At 70.9% G+C, this 15,288-nt stretch carries 16 protein-coding genes and 1 pseudogene; 7 read left to right on the top strand and 10 right to left on the bottom strand.

The window, feature by feature from the left end:
- Window positions 1–173: 173 nt before the first annotated feature.
- The gene (locus GA0115254_RS11525) at window positions 174–662 is read right to left on the bottom strand and encodes a rhodanese-like domain-containing protein (RefSeq protein WP_093895191.1); all 489 of its coding nucleotides are present in this window, start codon (window positions 660–662) and stop codon (window positions 174–176) included.
- 94 nt (window positions 663–756) lie between these two features.
- On the opposite strand from GA0115254_RS11525, the gene GA0115254_RS11520 reads away from it, so the two are divergent.
- Complete coding sequence (locus tag GA0115254_RS11520) at window positions 757–1,203, top strand: Lrp/AsnC family transcriptional regulator (RefSeq protein ID WP_093895190.1); 447 nt, start codon at window positions 757–759, stop codon at window positions 1,201–1,203.
- Here the strand turns inward: GA0115254_RS11520 and GA0115254_RS11515 are convergent.
- The 4 genes from GA0115254_RS11515 to GA0115254_RS11500 all read right to left on the bottom strand — a co-directional run bounded on the left by GA0115254_RS11515 (window position 1,193) and on the right by GA0115254_RS11500 (window position 7,425).
- On the bottom strand, window positions 1,193–4,426 hold the full coding sequence (locus tag GA0115254_RS11515; RefSeq protein WP_093895189.1) for an AAA family ATPase: 3,234 nt from the start codon (window positions 4,424–4,426) through the stop codon (window positions 1,193–1,195). The genes GA0115254_RS11520 and GA0115254_RS11515 overlap by 11 nt on opposite strands.
- A complete protein-coding gene (locus tag GA0115254_RS11510) occupies window positions 4,423–5,589 on the bottom strand; it encodes an exonuclease SbcCD subunit D (RefSeq protein WP_093895188.1) in 1,167 nt (388 codons plus the stop codon). Before GA0115254_RS11510 ends, GA0115254_RS11515 begins: the two co-directional genes overlap by 4 nt.
- A gap of 180 nt (window positions 5,590–5,769) precedes the next feature.
- Complete coding sequence (locus GA0115254_RS11505; RefSeq protein WP_093895187.1) at window positions 5,770–6,717, bottom strand: ornithine cyclodeaminase family protein; 948 nt, start codon at window positions 6,715–6,717, stop codon at window positions 5,770–5,772.
- A gap of 81 nt (window positions 6,718–6,798) precedes the next feature.
- On the bottom strand, window positions 6,799–7,425 hold the full coding sequence (locus GA0115254_RS11500) for a YigZ family protein (RefSeq protein ID WP_093895186.1): 627 nt from the start codon (window positions 7,423–7,425) through the stop codon (window positions 6,799–6,801).
- A 58-nt stretch (window positions 7,426–7,483) separates the two neighbouring features.
- On the opposite strand from GA0115254_RS11500, the gene GA0115254_RS11495 reads away from it, so the two are divergent.
- Both GA0115254_RS11495 and GA0115254_RS11490 read left to right on the top strand, forming a co-directional pair.
- The gene (locus tag GA0115254_RS11495) at window positions 7,484–7,894 is read left to right on the top strand and encodes a CoA-binding protein (protein WP_093895194.1); all 411 of its coding nucleotides are present in this window, start codon (window positions 7,484–7,486) and stop codon (window positions 7,892–7,894) included.
- 73 nt (window positions 7,895–7,967) lie between these two features.
- A complete protein-coding gene (locus GA0115254_RS11490; RefSeq protein WP_256102509.1) occupies window positions 7,968–8,819 on the top strand; it encodes an AAC(3) family N-acetyltransferase in 852 nt (283 codons plus the stop codon).
- Between the two features lie 5 nt (window positions 8,820–8,824).
- Here the strand turns inward: GA0115254_RS11490 and GA0115254_RS11485 are convergent, their stop codons facing one another.
- Both GA0115254_RS11485 and GA0115254_RS11480 read right to left on the bottom strand, forming a co-directional pair.
- On the bottom strand, window positions 8,825–9,385 hold the full coding sequence (locus tag GA0115254_RS11485; protein ID WP_093895185.1) for a YbaK/EbsC family protein: 561 nt from the start codon (window positions 9,383–9,385) through the stop codon (window positions 8,825–8,827).
- A 44-nt stretch (window positions 9,386–9,429) separates the two neighbouring features.
- Window positions 9,430–10,002, bottom strand: coding sequence for a helix-turn-helix domain-containing protein (locus GA0115254_RS11480; protein WP_093895184.1), 573 nt, complete (start codon window positions 10,000–10,002; stop codon window positions 9,430–9,432).
- Between the two features lie 93 nt (window positions 10,003–10,095).
- On the opposite strand from GA0115254_RS11480, the gene GA0115254_RS11475 reads away from it, so the two are divergent.
- The gene (locus GA0115254_RS11475; protein ID WP_093895183.1) at window positions 10,096–10,962 is read left to right on the top strand and encodes a DMT family transporter; all 867 of its coding nucleotides are present in this window, start codon (window positions 10,096–10,098) and stop codon (window positions 10,960–10,962) included.
- A 22-nt stretch (window positions 10,963–10,984) separates the two neighbouring features.
- On the opposite strand, the gene GA0115254_RS11470 is transcribed toward GA0115254_RS11475, so the two are convergent.
- Window positions 10,985–11,740 (bottom strand): acyltransferase, encoded by a 756-nt coding sequence (locus tag GA0115254_RS11470; protein WP_093895192.1) that lies wholly within the window; start codon window positions 11,738–11,740, stop codon window positions 10,985–10,987.
- Between the two features lie 182 nt (window positions 11,741–11,922).
- Here GA0115254_RS11470 and GA0115254_RS11465 point away from each other — a divergent pair, with 182 nt between their 5' ends.
- Window positions 11,923–12,453, top strand: a complete 531-nt coding sequence (locus tag GA0115254_RS11465; protein WP_093895182.1) for a gamma carbonic anhydrase family protein — start codon at window positions 11,923–11,925, stop codon at window positions 12,451–12,453.
- A gap of 76 nt (window positions 12,454–12,529) precedes the next feature.
- On the opposite strand, the gene GA0115254_RS11460 is transcribed toward GA0115254_RS11465, so the two are convergent.
- Window positions 12,530–13,189 carry a DedA family protein gene (locus GA0115254_RS11460; protein ID WP_093895181.1) on the bottom strand — a complete coding sequence of 220 codons (660 nt, stop codon included), beginning with the start codon at window positions 13,187–13,189 and terminating at the stop codon, window positions 12,530–12,532.
- Window positions 13,190–13,352: 163 nt separating this feature from the next.
- Window positions 13,353–13,790: a DUF4442 domain-containing protein gene (locus GA0115254_RS11455; protein ID WP_093895180.1), complete on the bottom strand. Its 438-nt coding sequence runs from the start codon at window positions 13,788–13,790 to the stop codon at window positions 13,353–13,355.
- A 152-nt stretch (window positions 13,791–13,942) separates the two neighbouring features.
- On the opposite strand from GA0115254_RS11455, the gene GA0115254_RS11450 reads away from it, so the two are divergent.
- Both GA0115254_RS11450 and GA0115254_RS11445 read left to right on the top strand, forming a co-directional pair.
- Entirely contained in the window at window positions 13,943–15,013 is a 1,071-nt protein-coding gene (locus GA0115254_RS11450) for a DUF8017 domain-containing protein (protein ID WP_093895179.1), read from the top strand.
- A 93-nt stretch (window positions 15,014–15,106) separates the two neighbouring features.
- Window positions 15,107–15,274 (top strand): annotated as a pseudogene (locus GA0115254_RS11445) (MFS transporter); the annotation flags it as partial.
- Between the last annotated feature and the right edge of the window lie 14 nt (window positions 15,275–15,288).

Genomic DNA, 15,288 nt, shown 5'->3' with positions numbered 1-15,288 from the left:
AGGCCTGGCACATGGCCGCCCTGTCGCAGGGGCCGCTCGGACTCGACGATCTCGTGGATGAGCTGTCCAAGCTCTGACCCGCGCCTCTCGCCCCCTCCCCTCCTGCTGTCGGCACTCCTGGCGGAACGTCCCGCGGGAGTGACCGGGAGGGGGCAATCGTCCGGCCCGGCCGCTCAGCAGCCGCAGTCGTCGGAGACGACCGGTGAGGTGAGCAGGTCGGCGTCGCGCCGCTCGCGCCCCTCCCGGGTCTCGAACTCGAAGCCCTCACGCACCCAGTACTCGAAGCCGCCGAGCATCTCCTTGACCTGGTAGCCGAGTTCCGCGAGGGCCAGCGCGGCGCGTGCGCCGCCGTTGCAGCCGGGACCCCAGCAATACGTGACCACGGGGACGGCCGGGTCGAGAAGGTTCCGGGCCTGCTCGGGAATGAGGGCGGTCGGCAGGTGGACCGCCCCGGGGACATGGCCCTGGTCCCAGGATTCGGCGGACCGCGAATCAAGAAGTACGAAGCCGGGGTCGCCGTCGGCCGCCATCGCGGCGGCGACATCGGAGACGTCGGCGTGGAAGGCGAGCGAGGCGCCGAAGTAGGCGGCCGCCGCGGCCGGGGAGGCCGGCGGGACGCGGAGGACGGGGTGGGCCGCGGTCGCGGTGAGCTGCGATGTCATGTCCAAAAATCTACGACCGGTGATCCTTCCCGGGAAGACGGGATCCCCGGCACAACTCTTGATCTGCCGGGGATTTCCCTGTTGTCTCCTGAACATGACCGACTATTCCCCGGATGCCACCGACTGGCGCATCCTCGATGTCCTGCAACGTGAAGGGCGCGTGACGTTCGCCGAGTTGGCGCGGGCGGTGGCAATGTCCCCGAGCGCCGTGACCGAGCGGGTGCGCAGACTGGAGGAGGCCGGGGTGATCAGCGGTTACGCCGCGGTGGTCGACCCGGAGCGGCTCGGACTGCCGATTCTCGCTCTCGTACGGCTGCGCTATCCGAACGGCAATTACAAGCCGTTCCACGATCTGCTCGATACGACCCCCGAGATCGTGGAGGCCCACCACGTCACCGGCGACGACTGTTTCGTGCTCAAGGTCACCGCACGCTCGATGAGTCACCTGGAGGAGGTCTCGGGGAAGATCGGTGCCCTCGGCTCCGTGACCACGAGCGTCGTCTACTCCTCGCCACTCCCCCGGCGCGCCATCAGCCGCTGACCTCGCCCGTGTTGCGGTGCCGTACCGCCGATCCGTGCCGCTCCTTGACCACTTCGAGCTGTGCGGGGATACGGCGGCGCAGATCGGCGACATGGCTGACGATGCCGACGCTGCGGTCCCGCTCGCGCAGCGAGTCCAGTACGTCGAGCACCTCGTCGAGGGTCTGGTCGTCCAGGCTGCCGAAGCCCTCGTCGATGAAGAGGGTGTCCAGCCGTACGCCGCCCGCCTCGTCGGTGACGACATCGGCGAGGCCGAGCGCGAGGGCGAGCGAGGCGAAGAACGTCTCGCCGCCCGAGAGTGTCGCCGTATCGCGCTCGCGGCCGGTCCACGCGTCGACGACATGCAGACCGAGGCCCGACCTGCGGCCTCCGGTGCGGGCATCGGAGTGGACGAGCGTGTAGCGGCCGGACGACATGCGCTGCAGCCGTGCGGTGGCGGCTGCGGCGACCTGTTCGAGCCGGGCCGCGAGCACGTACGACTCCAGGCGCATCTTGCGTTCGTTGTCGGCGGAGGTACCGGCGGTGAGCCCGGCCAGCCGTGCCACCCGGTCGTACTCCTCGCGCAGCGGACCGAGCCCGCGCACCTCGTCCGTGGCGCTGCGCGACAGCCGGTCGAGCTCGGCACAGCGCTCGCGTGCGCCGGCCAGTGCCGCGGAAGCGTCCCGCAGCTGCCGCTCGGCCATGTCGTATGCGGTCCGCGCGACATCGACCTCGGCTCGCGGGCCGTCGGCTGCTGCTCGGGGCGCGGTCTCGGCGAGACGGTCGGCGACGGCGGCCGCTTCGGACTGCCAGGCGTCGATGAGACGCTGGAGTTCGCGCTGTTCGGCATCGGTGAGGAGGGTCTCGGCCGCGGCCTGCGGAGTGTCGAACCCGGCCCGGAACGCGGCGTCGGCGAGCCGGCCGTCGGCCTCCTTGCGGCGCCGTGCGGCCGTCTCCTCCTCTCGTACCGCCTCGGCGGCCGCGGCAAGCAGACCGACCCGGCGCTCCAGCAGCTCGGCGTGCTCGGCGACGCTGCCGGACTCTCCGCGGGCCGTCACCAACTCGGCCTCCAGCGCGATCTGTTCACGATCCAGACCTTCCCGCAGGGAAGTGCGGGCCGCAGCCCGGCGCTCGGCCAGCTGCCGGCTCTCAAGGCGTTCGGCCTGTTCCCGCTCGGCGGCTGCTAGGGCCTCGCGCGCCGCGTGCATACCGGCGGCGGTCCGGTGCGCCTGCTCATGCATGCGCGTCAACCGGTCGACAAGTGTGCCGAGTCCGGCGACGGTGGGGTCGGCGAGGGACTCGGTGGCGACACCGGGAAGGGGTTGCTCGGAGTCGGCCGCACCGGTGGCAATCACCTCAGCCCCGGCCACCGGCTGCCGCGCAGCAGACCCGGTGGCGACACCCCCCGCTGCCGTCCCGGCCGGAGCCGACTCGGCAGCAGCGACCCCGGCCATCCGCCCCGACACAGCCGGCTCAGCGGCATCGGCGCCGTCCCTCGGCTGCGGCACGGCCGACTGTGCGGCAACCCGGGCCGCCATGTGCTTCTCGTGTACGACCCCGAGCTCCCGGTCCGCCTCCGTGCGCGCCTCCTCGGCCCGCCGGTACGCGTCGAGAGCCCTCTCCTCGGTGGCCCGGTCGACATGCCCGTCGGTCGCGCGGGCGGGCTTGGGGTGGTCGGCCGAGCCGCACACCTTGCAGTCCTCGCCGTCCACCAGCTCCGCAGCCAGCTCCGCGGCGATGTCGCGCAGTCGTCGTTCGCGAAGCTCCAGCCACGACTCGTGGGCGCCCGAGGCCTGCTCGCGGGCGGCGGCCAGCCGCTCGGCGGCGGCCGACGCCCGGATGGCCAGCGCGTCGCGGCGGCGGGCCGCTTCCAGCCGTGCGCGGGCCGACTCCAGCCGCCCGGCGAGCTGTTCTGCTCGAGTGGCGGCTTCCTGGGCCTCCTCGATGCGCGCCCGCAGGTCGTGGCGTGTCGATTCCCAGCCGGCCAGCCAGCCTCTCGCCTCGTGGATCAGCTCGTCATCGGCCCGGGCCTGGCGCTCCAGTCCGGCCCGCTCGGCGTCGATCTCCGCGCAGCGCCGCTCGGCGCGCTTCGCGGCGTCGAGCACGCCGAGCTCCTGCCGCAGCCGTCGCTCCAGTTCCGCCAGTTGCTCGGCACCGGCTTCGGCCAGGGTGTCGGGCAGCAGCGCACGGGCGCGGTCACGGGCATCGCGGGCCGTGCGGTAGGCGCGCTCGGCATCGTCGCGCAGCTCCAGTGCGGGGGCGACGAGGTCCGCCTTTCGGGCCCGTGCGAGCCGTTCGCGGTGTCGGTCGTGGTCGGGGCGGCCGGCTTCGACTGCGGCGGCGCGTCGCCGCGTCTCCTCGTAACGCTGCTGAAGCCCGGCGAGTTCGCGCTCGCTGTCGAGGGCCAGGCGTGCGGCCGACTGCCGGCCTTCGGCCATGGCCAGTACGGACTCGGTGATGTCGAGCCGTTCCCGGGCGCTGCTGCGCGCCGTCGCGGCCCACTCCAGCACACCGTCCGCGAGCCCCGGTTCGCCGGGCTGGGTGTCGGGCAGCAGCGATTCGTGGGAGGCCGGTCCGGCTGCCTGGGCGATCCTCTGGGCGACCGCGAGGATGCGTTCGTCCCCGGACCGGACCTGTGCTTCGGCGGCACGGCGCAGCTCGGCCAGGCGCTCCTCGACCGCGGCGAACCGGCGGGTGTCGAAGAGCCTGCCGAGCAGTTTGCCGCGCGCCTCGGCATCGGCGCGCAGGAAGCGTGCGAAGTCGCCCTGCGGCAGGAGCACCACCTGGCAGAACTGGTCCCGGCTCATCCCGATGAGCTGGGTGATCTCCTCGCCGATCTCCTGGTGCGAGCGGCTCAGCGGCTGCCAGCCGTCGTCGGGGTCGTACTCCCGCAGCCAGCTCTGGGCCTTCTCCGTCGTGAAGCCGTTGCCCTTCTTCTTGGGGCGGGGCTGTGCGGGGCGCCGGGTGACTTCGAGGCGCCGTCCGCCGACGGTCAGTTCCAGCGTGACCTCGGTGGGGAGGTCTGCCGGGGCATGGTCGCTGCGCAGCGAGGTGCCGGGGCTCTGGCGGGCGCCGGGCACCGCGCCGTACAGGCCGTAGCAGACGGCGTCGAGGACCGAGGTCTTACCGGCGCCGGTCGGCCCGTGCAGCAGAAAGAGCCCGGCCGAGGACAGTGCGTCGAAGTCGATGTTCTGGGTGGCGCCGAACGGCCCGAAGGCGGTGAGGCCGAGCCTGTGGAGTCTCAACGGTTCACCTCGCGCACGCTGTCGTCCACCCGCACGTGGTCGAAGGCGCCGCGCAGCACCGTTCGCTCCCGCTCGTCCGCTGCTGACCCGCCCCGCACATGTGCCACGAAGTCCTCCGCGATCTGCTGGTCGTCGCGCCCCTTGAGGCGCTGTGCGTACGAGGCGAGCGGGTCGTCGGGGGCCCGGTCGGGTTCGAATACGAGACTGAGTGTGTGCGGGAACCGCTCGACGAGGCGGGCCATGGGCTCGACCGGGCGCACCGGGTCGGTGAGCGTGGCCTCCACCCAGGATTCGCGGTGCTGCTCCAGCGCGGGGTCGTCGATGAGGGTGTCGAGGCGGCCGCGGAGTCTGGCGAGCGGACGGGGCACCGGGCAGTCGATGCGCTCGGCGCCGATCGTTCCCGAGGCGTCGAGGTCGATCAGCCACATCGTCTTGCGGTGGGCGGCCTCGGAGAAGGAGTACGCGAGCGGTGAGCCCGAGTAACGGACGCGATCGGTGACGGTCTGGCAGCCGTGCAGGTGTCCGAGCGCCACGTAGTCGACGCCGTCGAAAACTCCCGCGGGTACGGCGGCCACCCCGCCGACGGTGATGTCGCGCTCGCTGTCGCTGGGCTCGCCGCCCGCGACGAAGGCGTGGGCGAGCACCACGGACCGGGTGGTGTCCGGGCGGCCCGCGAGGTCGGCGCGTACCCGGTCCATGGCTGCGGTCAGCACTGCCTCGTGCCCGGCGCGCTCCGCCTTGAAGACGTCCTTCACCAGAGCCGGTTCCAGGTAGGGCAGCCCGTAGAACGCCACGTCGCCGTGTGCGTCGCGCAGGACGACGGGGGTGGCGCAGCGGGCGGGGTCAGTACGCAGATGGATGCCGGCCCGCCCGATCAGGCCGGCGCCGACGCCCAGCCTGCGTGCGGAGTCATGGTTCCCGGAGATCATCACGGTGGGCACGCCGGCGGCGGCGAGCCGGTGCAGCGCATCGTCGAAGAGCTCGACCGCGGAGAGCGGCGGGACGGCCCTGTCGTACACATCACCCGCGACGAGGACCGCGTCCACCTCTTGCTCCCGCACCGTCGCCACCAGGTGGTCCAGGTACGTGACCTGGGCTTCGAGCAGGGAGACCCGGTGGAACGACCGCCCCAGGTGCCAGTCCGATGTGTGCAGAAGTCTCAAGAGCCGGCTCCGACCTGCATTGTTCTCTTCCTCCACCCCCGGGGCCCATGTCTGCGTGGCACCGTGATCACCCCGGGCCGGCACGGCCCTTTGTCGTCCGCACCGACCACGTCGACACCGGTGAGCCCCTGTTTCCTCACCGACCACAGTCTCCCACCACTCCCGACCGCCGCCGGGACTTCAGCCGAGAAGATCGATCCGGGTTCCGGCCGAGAGCCGTTCCGCCTGCCGGTACGCGTCCCAGGCGACGGCCAGGTCCTGCCAGGGGAGCCCGACGGGTGCGTAGACGGAACGGGTCGTGCCGCAGGTGCGGCCGGGGTGCGCGCCGCCGAGCAGCTCGCCGAGGGTGGCGTCCGCGGCAGTGGCCGGCAGTCCCGCTGCGCCGAGGGCGCCCATCGCCGCGGCCTGCTCACGGTCGTCGACGACGAGGAGGGAAGCGGTGAGCAGGTCGGCGGAGAGTTCCTGCTTGCCGGGTTCATCGGCACCGAGTGTGGTGAAGTGCTGTCCGGCTCGGCTGTCGGCAAGACTCAGCACGGGCGTGCGTGACCAGGTGGAGAGCAGGACGACATCCGCGGCCGCAGCGATTTCGGTCGCTGAGCCGAGGACCCGGCCGTGGTGCCGGGCGGCGAATTCCGCTGCGCGTTCCGGATCGGTGTCGTGCACCACGAGATCGCGGAAGCTCCGCAGGCTCCGCAGTCCGCGGACCATGATCTCGGCCTGTGCGCCCGCGCCGACGACACCCAGCACCGCTTCGCCCGCAGGGTCGGGAGCGGCGATGACATGAGTACCGAGCGCAGCGGCCAGTCCGGTCCGCCATGCCGTGACGGTGGCGGAGTCGAGAAGGGCGAGGAGTTCGCCGTCCCGGCCGCTGTGCAGACAGATCACACCGCGCAACGCCGGCCGGGCGCCCGGGAACTTGGCGTTGACCTTGACGGTGTACGCATCAGTGCCCGGCAGCAGCCCGGGTATCAGAACCGTCGCCGTGCCCGGGAAGGGAAGATCCGTGCGCACGCGTTGCCCGGTGACCATCGAGGAATCGGCTTGGCAGAACCCCTCTCGCAGGGCCTTCAGTGAGGCTTCCGGGTCGAGGACGGCCAAAAGATCACTGCTGGTCAGAAGTCGGGTCATGCGCCCATTGTCCCGTGGGGCGGATCAGGCCCCGGCAGCACCCGGGGGGCCCGGGGACAGCTGTGGGACGTGGCGATCCGGTCAGGCGTCCCCGTAGGCCTCGCCGCCGAGTTCCAGCTCGGCCTCGCCCGCTGTCACGTCCGCCAGCCAGCCGCGGAACCCCTCGACATCGGCGTCCGGCAGCCCGATCTCGATGACGACAGCCTCCGCGTAGCGGACCTCGCGGACACTCCGCCCCGTGGCTCGCAGGTCGTTCTCCAGCTTGCCCGCGCGCTCATGGCCGACGGTGATCGTGGCAAGGCGGAACCGCTGCCGGACGATGGTGCCGAGTTCGTCGAGGGCCTCCCCGACCACTCCCCCGTATGCCCGGATCAGTCCGCCCGCACCGAGCTTCACACCGCCGTAGTAGCGGGTGACGACGGCGACGACGTAGCGCATCTCACGGCGTGTCAGCATCTGCAGCATGGGTACGCCCGCGGTGCCACCGGGCTCTCCGTCGTCGCTCGCCTTCTGCACGGAGGCGTCGGCGCCGATCACGTAGGCGAAGCAGTTGTGGGTGGCGGTCGGATGTTCCCTGCGGATGCGTGCGACGAAGTCCTGCGCCTCCTGCTCGGTGGCCGCGGGGGCGAGCGCGCAGATGAAGCGCGACCTGTTGATCTCGGTCTCGTGCACGCCCGCTCGGGCGACTGTCCGGTACTGCTCCTGCATCCGGCCACCCTATGCCCCGCCCGGGAATGGTCCGGGGCCGCCGTCCGTTGTGCCGATCATGTACGCAGACGCAGAGACGATCCGCAGGATTCTCCGGGACACGGGCGAGACCTGGGCGGTGGTGGGCCTGTCCAACAACCGGTCGCGCGCGGCCTACGGCGTCGCCGAGGTGCTCCAGCGCTTCGGCAAGCGCGTGGTCCCGGTGCACCCGAAGGCGGAGCGGGTCCATGACGAGGACGGCTACGCCTCGCTGGCCGACATACCGTTCCCGGTCGATGTGGTGGACGTCTTCGTCAACAGTGAACATGCCGGCGGCGTGGCCGACGATGCGGTGGCGGCGGGCGCGAGGGCGGTCTGGTTCCAGCTCGGGGTGGTCGACACCGAGGCGTACGACCGCACGCGGGCGGCCGGGCTCGACATGGTCATGGACCGCTGCCCGGCCATCGAGATTCCCGCGCTGAGCCGGTAGCCGCCGCACGCCCGTCTCTCGTCCGAATGTGCGTGGTGTCACACTCGGCGCCCGGCTGGGAGAATGAACCCCTGTGAGTACTACGACTGCGCCGACCGCCCGCCACAGCCGAACCGAGCTGGCCGGGCAACTGTCCGAGCTGGGCGTGGAGCGGAACGGCGTCCTCCTCGTACATGCGTCGATGCGTGCGGTGGGGTCGGTGAGCGGCGGGGTCGGGACGGTGGTCGCTGCGTTACGGGACGCCCTCGGCGGGCACGGCACCCTCGTCGTCCCGGCCTTCACGCCGGAGAATTCCGACACCTCCCCGCACTACCTCGACCGGGTGCGCGGTCTCACCGACCGGGCCCGGGACGCCGTACGGGCGAGCATGCCGCCCTTCGACCCGGCGACGTCGGCCGCACCCTCGATGGGCCGCCTCGCGGAGGCCGTGCGGCTCACCGCGGGGGCGGCTCGCAGCGTCCACCCGCAGACATCCTTCGCCGCGCTCGGCCCCTCGGCCCGGAAACTGGTGGCGCGCCACCGGCCCGACTGCCATCTCGGCGAGGACTCCCCGTTGGCCCGGCTCTACGACCTGCGGGCCCAAGTGCTCCTGCTGGGCACCGGTTTCGACACCTGCACCGCATTCCATCTCGGCGAGTACCGGGTGCCCGCCCCGCCCCGCCGCACCTATCGCTGCGTGGTGACGTCCGGGGGCCGGCGCCAGTGGTGGGAGTACGAGGACGTCGCGCTGGACGACAGCGACTTCGCGGCCCTGGGAGCGGATTTCGCCCGCTCGGACAACGGTGCGACTGTCCGCATCGGCCCGGTGGGGTCATCAACGAGTCGGCTCTTCCGCTTCACCGACGCCGTAGACTTCGCGTCCCGCTGGCTGCCGTCACATCGGGGCGGAGTTCCTGTTCAGGCCCTCTGCCGAGCGCACGGCTGAGAACCTCAGCCCCTGACGCCCAGACCCTCGACGACCACCGCGCCCGGCAGCGCCGCCAGCGCCTTGCCCGGGACGATGAGCTTGCCCCGTCGGCTGCCGCTGCCGATCAGCACCCATTCCTCGTCGACGACGGCGGGATCGATCAGCAGTGGCCAAGCGGCCGGGAGTCCGATCGGCGTGATTCCGCCGTACTCCATGCCGGTCTCACCGACCGCCGTGTCCATCGGGGCGAAGGACGCCTTGCGTGCGCCCAGGTGCTTGCGGACCGCGCCGTTCACATCGACACGGGAGTGGGAGAGGACGAGGCAGGCCGCCAGTGTCACTTCGCCGCCGCGCTTGCCCGCCACCACGACGCAGTTGGCCGACCGGTCGAGCAGTTCCGCGCCGTGATGTTCGACGAAGACCGCCGTGTCGGCGATGGCCGGATCCGTGTCGACATGGATGATCTGCGCGGCGGCGACACCGCCCCAGCCTTCGCTCACGGCGGCGGCGACGGGCTCGGTGAGCAGGTCCAGACGGTCGACCGCCGGGCAGGCATTCTCGAAGGATCCGATGGGTGCGCGCATGCGCGTAACGCTAACAGCGTCCCGAGGGTGGCCGGTTGACCGTCTCACCGTACGGGCGGGATGGAGACCGCCATGGTGACCTCGGTCGGCTCGGAGCTGTCGTTGCGGTACGCGTGCGGGTGATGCGCCTCGAACGAGGCGGACCCACCGGCGGGTACGAGGTATGAGGTTCCGTCGACGACCAGGGTGAGCTCTCCAGCGGTGACGTGGAGCAGTTCGACGGTGCCCTCGGGGTGTGGGTCGGAGTCGCTGCTGTCGCCCGGCATCAGGCGCCACGACCAGAGTTCGAGCGGCCCTCTGGCCTCCGTGCCGACGAGCAGCGTGGTGGAACTGCCCGCCTCCGTGGACCACATGCGCACCGCCTGACTCTCGGGCACCAGCCGGACCGGTGATCCCTGCTCGTAGTCGAGCAGGGTGGTGATGCTGACACCCAGCGCATCGGCGAGCTTGACCGTGGTGCCGACGCTCGGGTTGGTGCGGGCCTGCTCGATCTGGATGATCATGCCGCGGCTGACCCCGGCACGGGCGGCGAGTGCGTCCAGAGTGAAGCCGCGTTCTCCCCGCCAGCGCTTGAGATTGCGCGCGAGCGACTGGGTGAGCTGATCGAGGTCAGACACATTCCGTCCAATATTTTGGATGACAGGGTCGAAAATACTGCACTACGGTGTGGTGCACCCAACCGTTCATCGCACTGTACTGCGAGGCATGCAATGACAGCACTGTTCGCCCTGGCCACCAGCCTGCTCTGGGGGCTGGCCGACTTCGGCGGCGGGCTGCTCACGCGACGCATGCCCGCGCTCACCGTGGTCGTCGTCTCGCAGACCGCCGCGGCCGTGGTACTCGGCGTCATCGTGATCGCGACCGGCGGATGGAGCGAGGCGGGCCCGCAGCTCTGGTTCGCCGTCGCGGCGGGCGCCGTCGGGCCGGTTGCGATGCTGAGCTTCTACAAGGCCCTGGCACTCGGCCCGATGGGTGTCGTCTCCCCGCTCGGATCGCTGGGTGTCGCCGTGCCGGTGAGCGTCGGGATCGTCGTCGGGGAGCGGCCGGGGCTGCTCCAGTTCGCGGGGGTCGGCATCGCCGTGGTGGGCGTCGTACTGGCCGGTGGTCCGCAGTTGCGCGGGGCTCCGGTGCAGCGCCGGGCGGTGCTGCTGACCCTGGTGGCCGCGTTCGGCTTCGGGTCGGTGATGTCCCTGATCGCCCAGGCGTCCACGACGTTGACCGGGCTGTTTTTGGCGCTCTTCGTCCAGCGCCTCACCAATATCGCGGTGGGCGGCGGCGCCCTGTACGTATCGGTGCGCCGCGGGGCACGCGCGCTGCCGGAGGAGGGCGGGGCCACCGTGGTGCTGACCGCACTGCCCGCCCTGGTATGCGTCGGGCTCGCGGATGTCGCGGCCAACGGCACGTACTCGATAGCCGCACAGCACGGCCCGGTCACCGTGGCCGCCGTACTCGCCTCGCTCTATCCGGTGGTCACGGCCCTGGCCGCGCGCGGAGTGCTCAAGGAACGGCTGCGCGGGGTGCAGGCGGCCGGAGCCGGTCTCGCCCTGGTGGGTACGGTGCTGCTGGCGACCGGCTGAGGATCCGGCGCCCCACCGCCCCTCAGTCGCCGGACGGATCCGGTGTCTCGCCCTGTTCCGCCAGGGCCAGCAACTGCTCGGGCGTGACGCCCGAGGGGATCGGCACCGGAGCAGGGGTGCGCAGCGGCGGCTGCCAGCCCTTCTCCGGATCCCAACTGCGTACGACACGGGCGGGAGCACCGGCCACCACCGCACGGTCGGGCACCTCACCCCGCACCACGGCGCCCGCGGCGACCACCACGTTGCGCCCGAGTGTGGCGCCGGGCAGGATCACCGCTCCGGTGCCGATCCAGCAGCCCGGACCGATGGCGACCGGCTCCATTCGGGGCCACTGTCTGCCGACCGGCTCGTGCGGATCGTCGTAACTGTGGTTCGTGGACGTGATGTAGACATACGGCCCGCAGTACGTGTCCGAGCCGATGGTCACCGTGGTGTCGGCGACGACATGGCTGCCGCGGCCGAGCACCACTCCGTCCCCCAGGGTCAGGATCGGCTCGGATCCGAGGTCCAGGTCGGGCATGAGTCCGGCCGTCAGCGTGACCTGTTCACCGATCACGCAGTGGGCACCGAGCTCGATCCATGGCTCCCCGAAGACCGTGCCCTGCGGGAAGGCCAGCCGGGTGCCTGCGCCGATCCGGCCGAACCGCAGCCGGCCGGGGTGTTCCGCGGTGACCGCGCCCGACTCCTGCACCCAGCGCCAGCCGCAATGCACGGCCCGGGACAGGGCGCGCCTCCGCCAGGCGGCGAGGGAAGAGAACGTGTTCCTGTTCTTGGGCACTCGCACACGGTAGTCGGCGGCGCCCGGCTCGATCACCGCGGCGGCCTGTGATGTTCACCCCACTCGGCGGCGCTCCACCGCCCGTCGCATACCGTTCCTCCGACGCGACCGAACAGCGGCGACCGAGCTGCTGCGATCGGACGACCGCGACCGCACGGCACCGGGGCACGGAGGAACGGACGATGGCAGAGCAGGCGTTGATCACGGGAATGGGCGGCAAGGAGCCGGACATCGATGCGGAGGCCTTCACCGCACCGACATCGGTCGTGATCGGTGAGATCACGATGGCCGCGGGTTCCAGCGTCTGGTACCACGCGGTACTGCGTGCCGACTGCGGCCCCATCGTCATCGGCGCCGACAGCAACATCCAGGACAACTGCAGCGTCCACGTCGACCCCGGGTTCCCCGTCACGGTCGGCGAACGCGTCTCGGTCGGGCACAACGCCGTACTCCACGGCTGCACCATCGAGGACGACGTGCTGGTCGGCATGGGGTCCACCGTGCTCAACGGCGCCCGCATCGGCGCCGGTTCACTGATCGCGGCACAGGCACTGGTCCCGCAGGGGATGCAGGTGCCGCCGGGGTCGCTCGTCGCGGGCGTCCCCGCCAAGGTCAAGCGGCAGCTGACCGAGGAGGAGCTCGAAGGCATCAGGTTCAACGCGGTGGGTTACGTGGAGCTGGCCAGGGCCCACCGACAGGTGCACGAAAACTGAACGGAACAGAGCCGAGGGGCACAGCGGGCGGTCGACCGGGCCGTCACCGCCGCCCTGCCGGTCGGTCGCTGCCGGGTCAGTCCGCGGCCGGCACGGTCCCCGCATCGGGAACGGAGACGGCCGGCGTCCGCGCCGCCGCCTTCTTGGCCCGGTTCTTCAGCACCAGCATCGAGGTCACTCCGATCAGCACCGCGACCACCAGGCCGAGGTAGGAGAACCGCTTGAGCCAGGCCTCGGCGACGACACCCACCGAGTAGACGACGGCTGTGGTGCCACCGGCCCAGACGATGCCGCCGAGCACGTTGGCGATCAGGAATTTCCAGTACGGCATGTGCAGTACGCCGGCCAGCGGCCCCGCGAAGATCCGCAGCAGCGCGACGAAGCGGCCGAAGAACACCGCCCACATGCCCCACTTCTGGAACGACCGTTCCGCCATGCCGATCTGGCTCTCCCCGAAGTGTTTGGGGAACTTCCCGCCGAGCCGGGCGAGCAGCGGCCGTCCGCCCTTGCGGCCGATGGCGTATCCGACCGAGTCACCGATGACCGCGCCGACCGAGGCGCAGGCACCGAGGATCCAGGGGTTGATTCCGTCGTGCCCGGCGGCCAGCAGCGCCGCACTGACCAGGACGATCTCGCCAGGCAGCGGAATTCCGAGGCTCTCCAGCCCGATGACAACGCCCACCAGGACGTAAACGCTGACCGCGGGGACGGTCTCCAGCCATTCCTGGATGTGCAACGCCGGTTCCTCCCGTACTGATGTCCCGTTGCCCGCCGGCCAACTCCTCGGCGCACGGCGGGAATGCTACCTGTCCCGCCGACAGCCCGAACAGCACGAAGGACCGCCACGCCCCCTCAAACCCCAGGGGGTGCGCGGCGGCCCATCGCGGAGCCGTCCCGGATCAGGCGTTCGGACGCAGCGTCCAGACGACCGTCATCTCACCGGTCACCGCACCGTCCGCGCGCTGGATCTCGATGACCACGGGGAACTCGGGCCGCTTGCCCTCGTCGAGTTCGGCGACGACATCGGCCACCGGGCGGCCGAGGGTCGCCGTTGCGGTGACGTCCCCCATGGCCAGCTTCTTGTAACCGATCTCCGCTTTCACCGCCAGCGGCACAGCACGCGACATCTGGTCGCCGAAGGCGGCGATGACGATCGCACCGCTCGCCGACTCCGCGAGCGTGAACATCGCACCGGCGTGGGGTCCGCCGATGTGGTTGTGGTAGTCGGCCTGGTCCGGCAGACGGACCACCGCACGCTCGGCGGTCGTCTCCAGGAACTGGAGATTGAGGGTCCGGGCCATCGGAACCGTCGCGGCGAGCATCTCGCCGACGGTCATCTGTTCAGCACTCATGACCAGATGTTACTCATGAGTAGATCCCTTTGGCCATCCCGGAGCACCCATGCCCCGTCCACTGAGCGCCACCTTCACCGTCCGCTCACGGGGGCGGGCGTAGCAGCCCGGCCATCCCCCCTCTATCGTTACTCGCCATGTGGCCAGGACAGCAGCCGCCCGGGGGCGAGCAGAACCCGCAGGACCAGAATCAGAACCCGTATCAGCAGCCGGGGTACCAGCAGCCGAATCCCTATCAGCAGCAGGGATATCAGCAGCAGGGACAGCCTGGGCAACAGCCGGGCTATCCACAGCAGGGCCAGCAGCCCGGCTACCCGCAGCCGAACCCGTACCAGCAGCCGACCGTGCCGCAGTACGCGGTCCCCGGTCCGCCCGGTGGTCCGCAGCCCGGCGACAACAACAAGAAGAAGACCACCGCCATCGCGATCGTCGCGGCCACCGCCGTCGTCGTGGCTGCAGTGGTCACCGGCGTCGTCGTGATGAACAAGGACGGCAACAAGGGCAAGGATGTCGCCGACGACAAGAACTCGTCGGCGCCCGCCGAGCCGTCCGGTTCCGCGTCCTCGCCCGAAGCGAACCAGCGCGGCACCGACGGGGATGCCAAGCCCCTGATCGCCGGCTGGAAGGTCGTCACCAACCCCAAGTGGGGCACACAGTTCGACGTGCCCGGCGACTGGCAGGTCGGCACCCCCGGTACGTTCTCGTACTTCGAGGACGACAAGAAGGGCGACGGCTCGCCGCTCATCGGTTTCTCCGCACCGTCGTACTTCCAGAAGCAGTGGTGCGTGGACGATTCCGGCAAGGACGGCACCAAGGAGGACATGAGCCTCGCCAGTGCCGGCACCAGGGGCGCCCAGGGCGCCACCGACGCTGCCAAGAACGCCCACAGCGAGGCAGGCACTTGGGCGTGGGCCGCGTACGCGCAGCACATGCCGCAGAGCACCATCAAGTTCACGCCGGCCAAGCAGTACACCACCAAGTCGGGTCTGACCGGCCAAGTCGTCACGGCCACCGCTCCCAACGTCACGAAGCGGAAGAAGTGCGACAGCGACGGCAAGACCATCGCCTTCACCTTCAAGAACAAGAAGGGCGAGTTCGCGTCGTGGGTCCTGTACGGAGCCGACAACGTCAAGGACGAGCTCCCGGACACGACGATCCAGCAGATCCTGAGCACTGTGCGGCTGGTGGACATCGTCCCGGAATCCTGACCGTCTCCACCGCCTCCGGGAAAGCATTTGGCAGGGCGGGGGCGCAGCGGCGATAGTCCCTTGGTGACTGCCGCTCCCGCCCCCGCACCTCTCATGAGCCGCCCCGGCCGCAATTACCGTCTGTTGACCGCCGCAGCGATCATCACGGGCCTGGGCACCCATGGCGCGCTGATCGCGGCGGCGTTCGCGGTTCTGGAGTCGGGCGGTGACGGCGGCGACGTCGGTCTGGTGGCCGCCGCCCGGACCGCACCGCTGGTGCTCTCCTGCTGATCGGC

This window comes from Streptomyces sp. Ncost-T10-10d (assembly GCF_900091955.1).
In the GTDB taxonomy this organism is placed as follows: Bacteria; Actinomycetota; Actinomycetes; order Streptomycetales; family Streptomycetaceae; genus Streptomyces.
Note: the sequence above shows the minus strand (reverse complement) of the source record. Positions and strands in the feature narration are given on the sequence as shown.

Coding starts and splice junctions, on each gene's coding strand:
- GA0115254_RS11500 (WP_093895186.1), bottom strand. CDS start 7,425: ATGCAGGAGCAGTACCGGACAGTCGCCCGAGCGGGCGTGCACGAGACC.
- GA0115254_RS11475 (WP_093895183.1), top strand. CDS start 10,096: ATGACAGCACTGTTCGCCCTGGCCACCAGCCTGCTCTGGGGGCTGGCC.
- GA0115254_RS11455 (WP_093895180.1), bottom strand. CDS start 13,790: ATGACCGTCGGCGAGATGCTCGCCGCGACGGTTCCGATGGCCCGGACC.
- GA0115254_RS11485 (WP_093895185.1), bottom strand. CDS start 9,385: ATGCGCGCACCCATCGGATCCTTCGAGAATGCCTGCCCGGCGGTCGAC.
- GA0115254_RS11520 (WP_093895190.1), top strand. CDS start 757: ATGACCGACTATTCCCCGGATGCCACCGACTGGCGCATCCTCGATGTC.
- GA0115254_RS11465 (WP_093895182.1), top strand. CDS start 11,923: ATGGCAGAGCAGGCGTTGATCACGGGAATGGGCGGCAAGGAGCCGGAC.
- GA0115254_RS11495 (WP_093895194.1), top strand. CDS start 7,484: ATGTACGCAGACGCAGAGACGATCCGCAGGATTCTCCGGGACACGGGC.
- GA0115254_RS11525 (WP_093895191.1), bottom strand. CDS start 662: ATGACATCGCAGCTCACCGCGACCGCGGCCCACCCCGTCCTCCGCGTC.
- GA0115254_RS11505 (WP_093895187.1), bottom strand. CDS start 6,717: ATGACCCGACTTCTGACCAGCAGTGATCTTTTGGCCGTCCTCGACCCG.
- GA0115254_RS11450 (WP_093895179.1), top strand. CDS start 13,943: ATGTGGCCAGGACAGCAGCCGCCCGGGGGCGAGCAGAACCCGCAGGAC.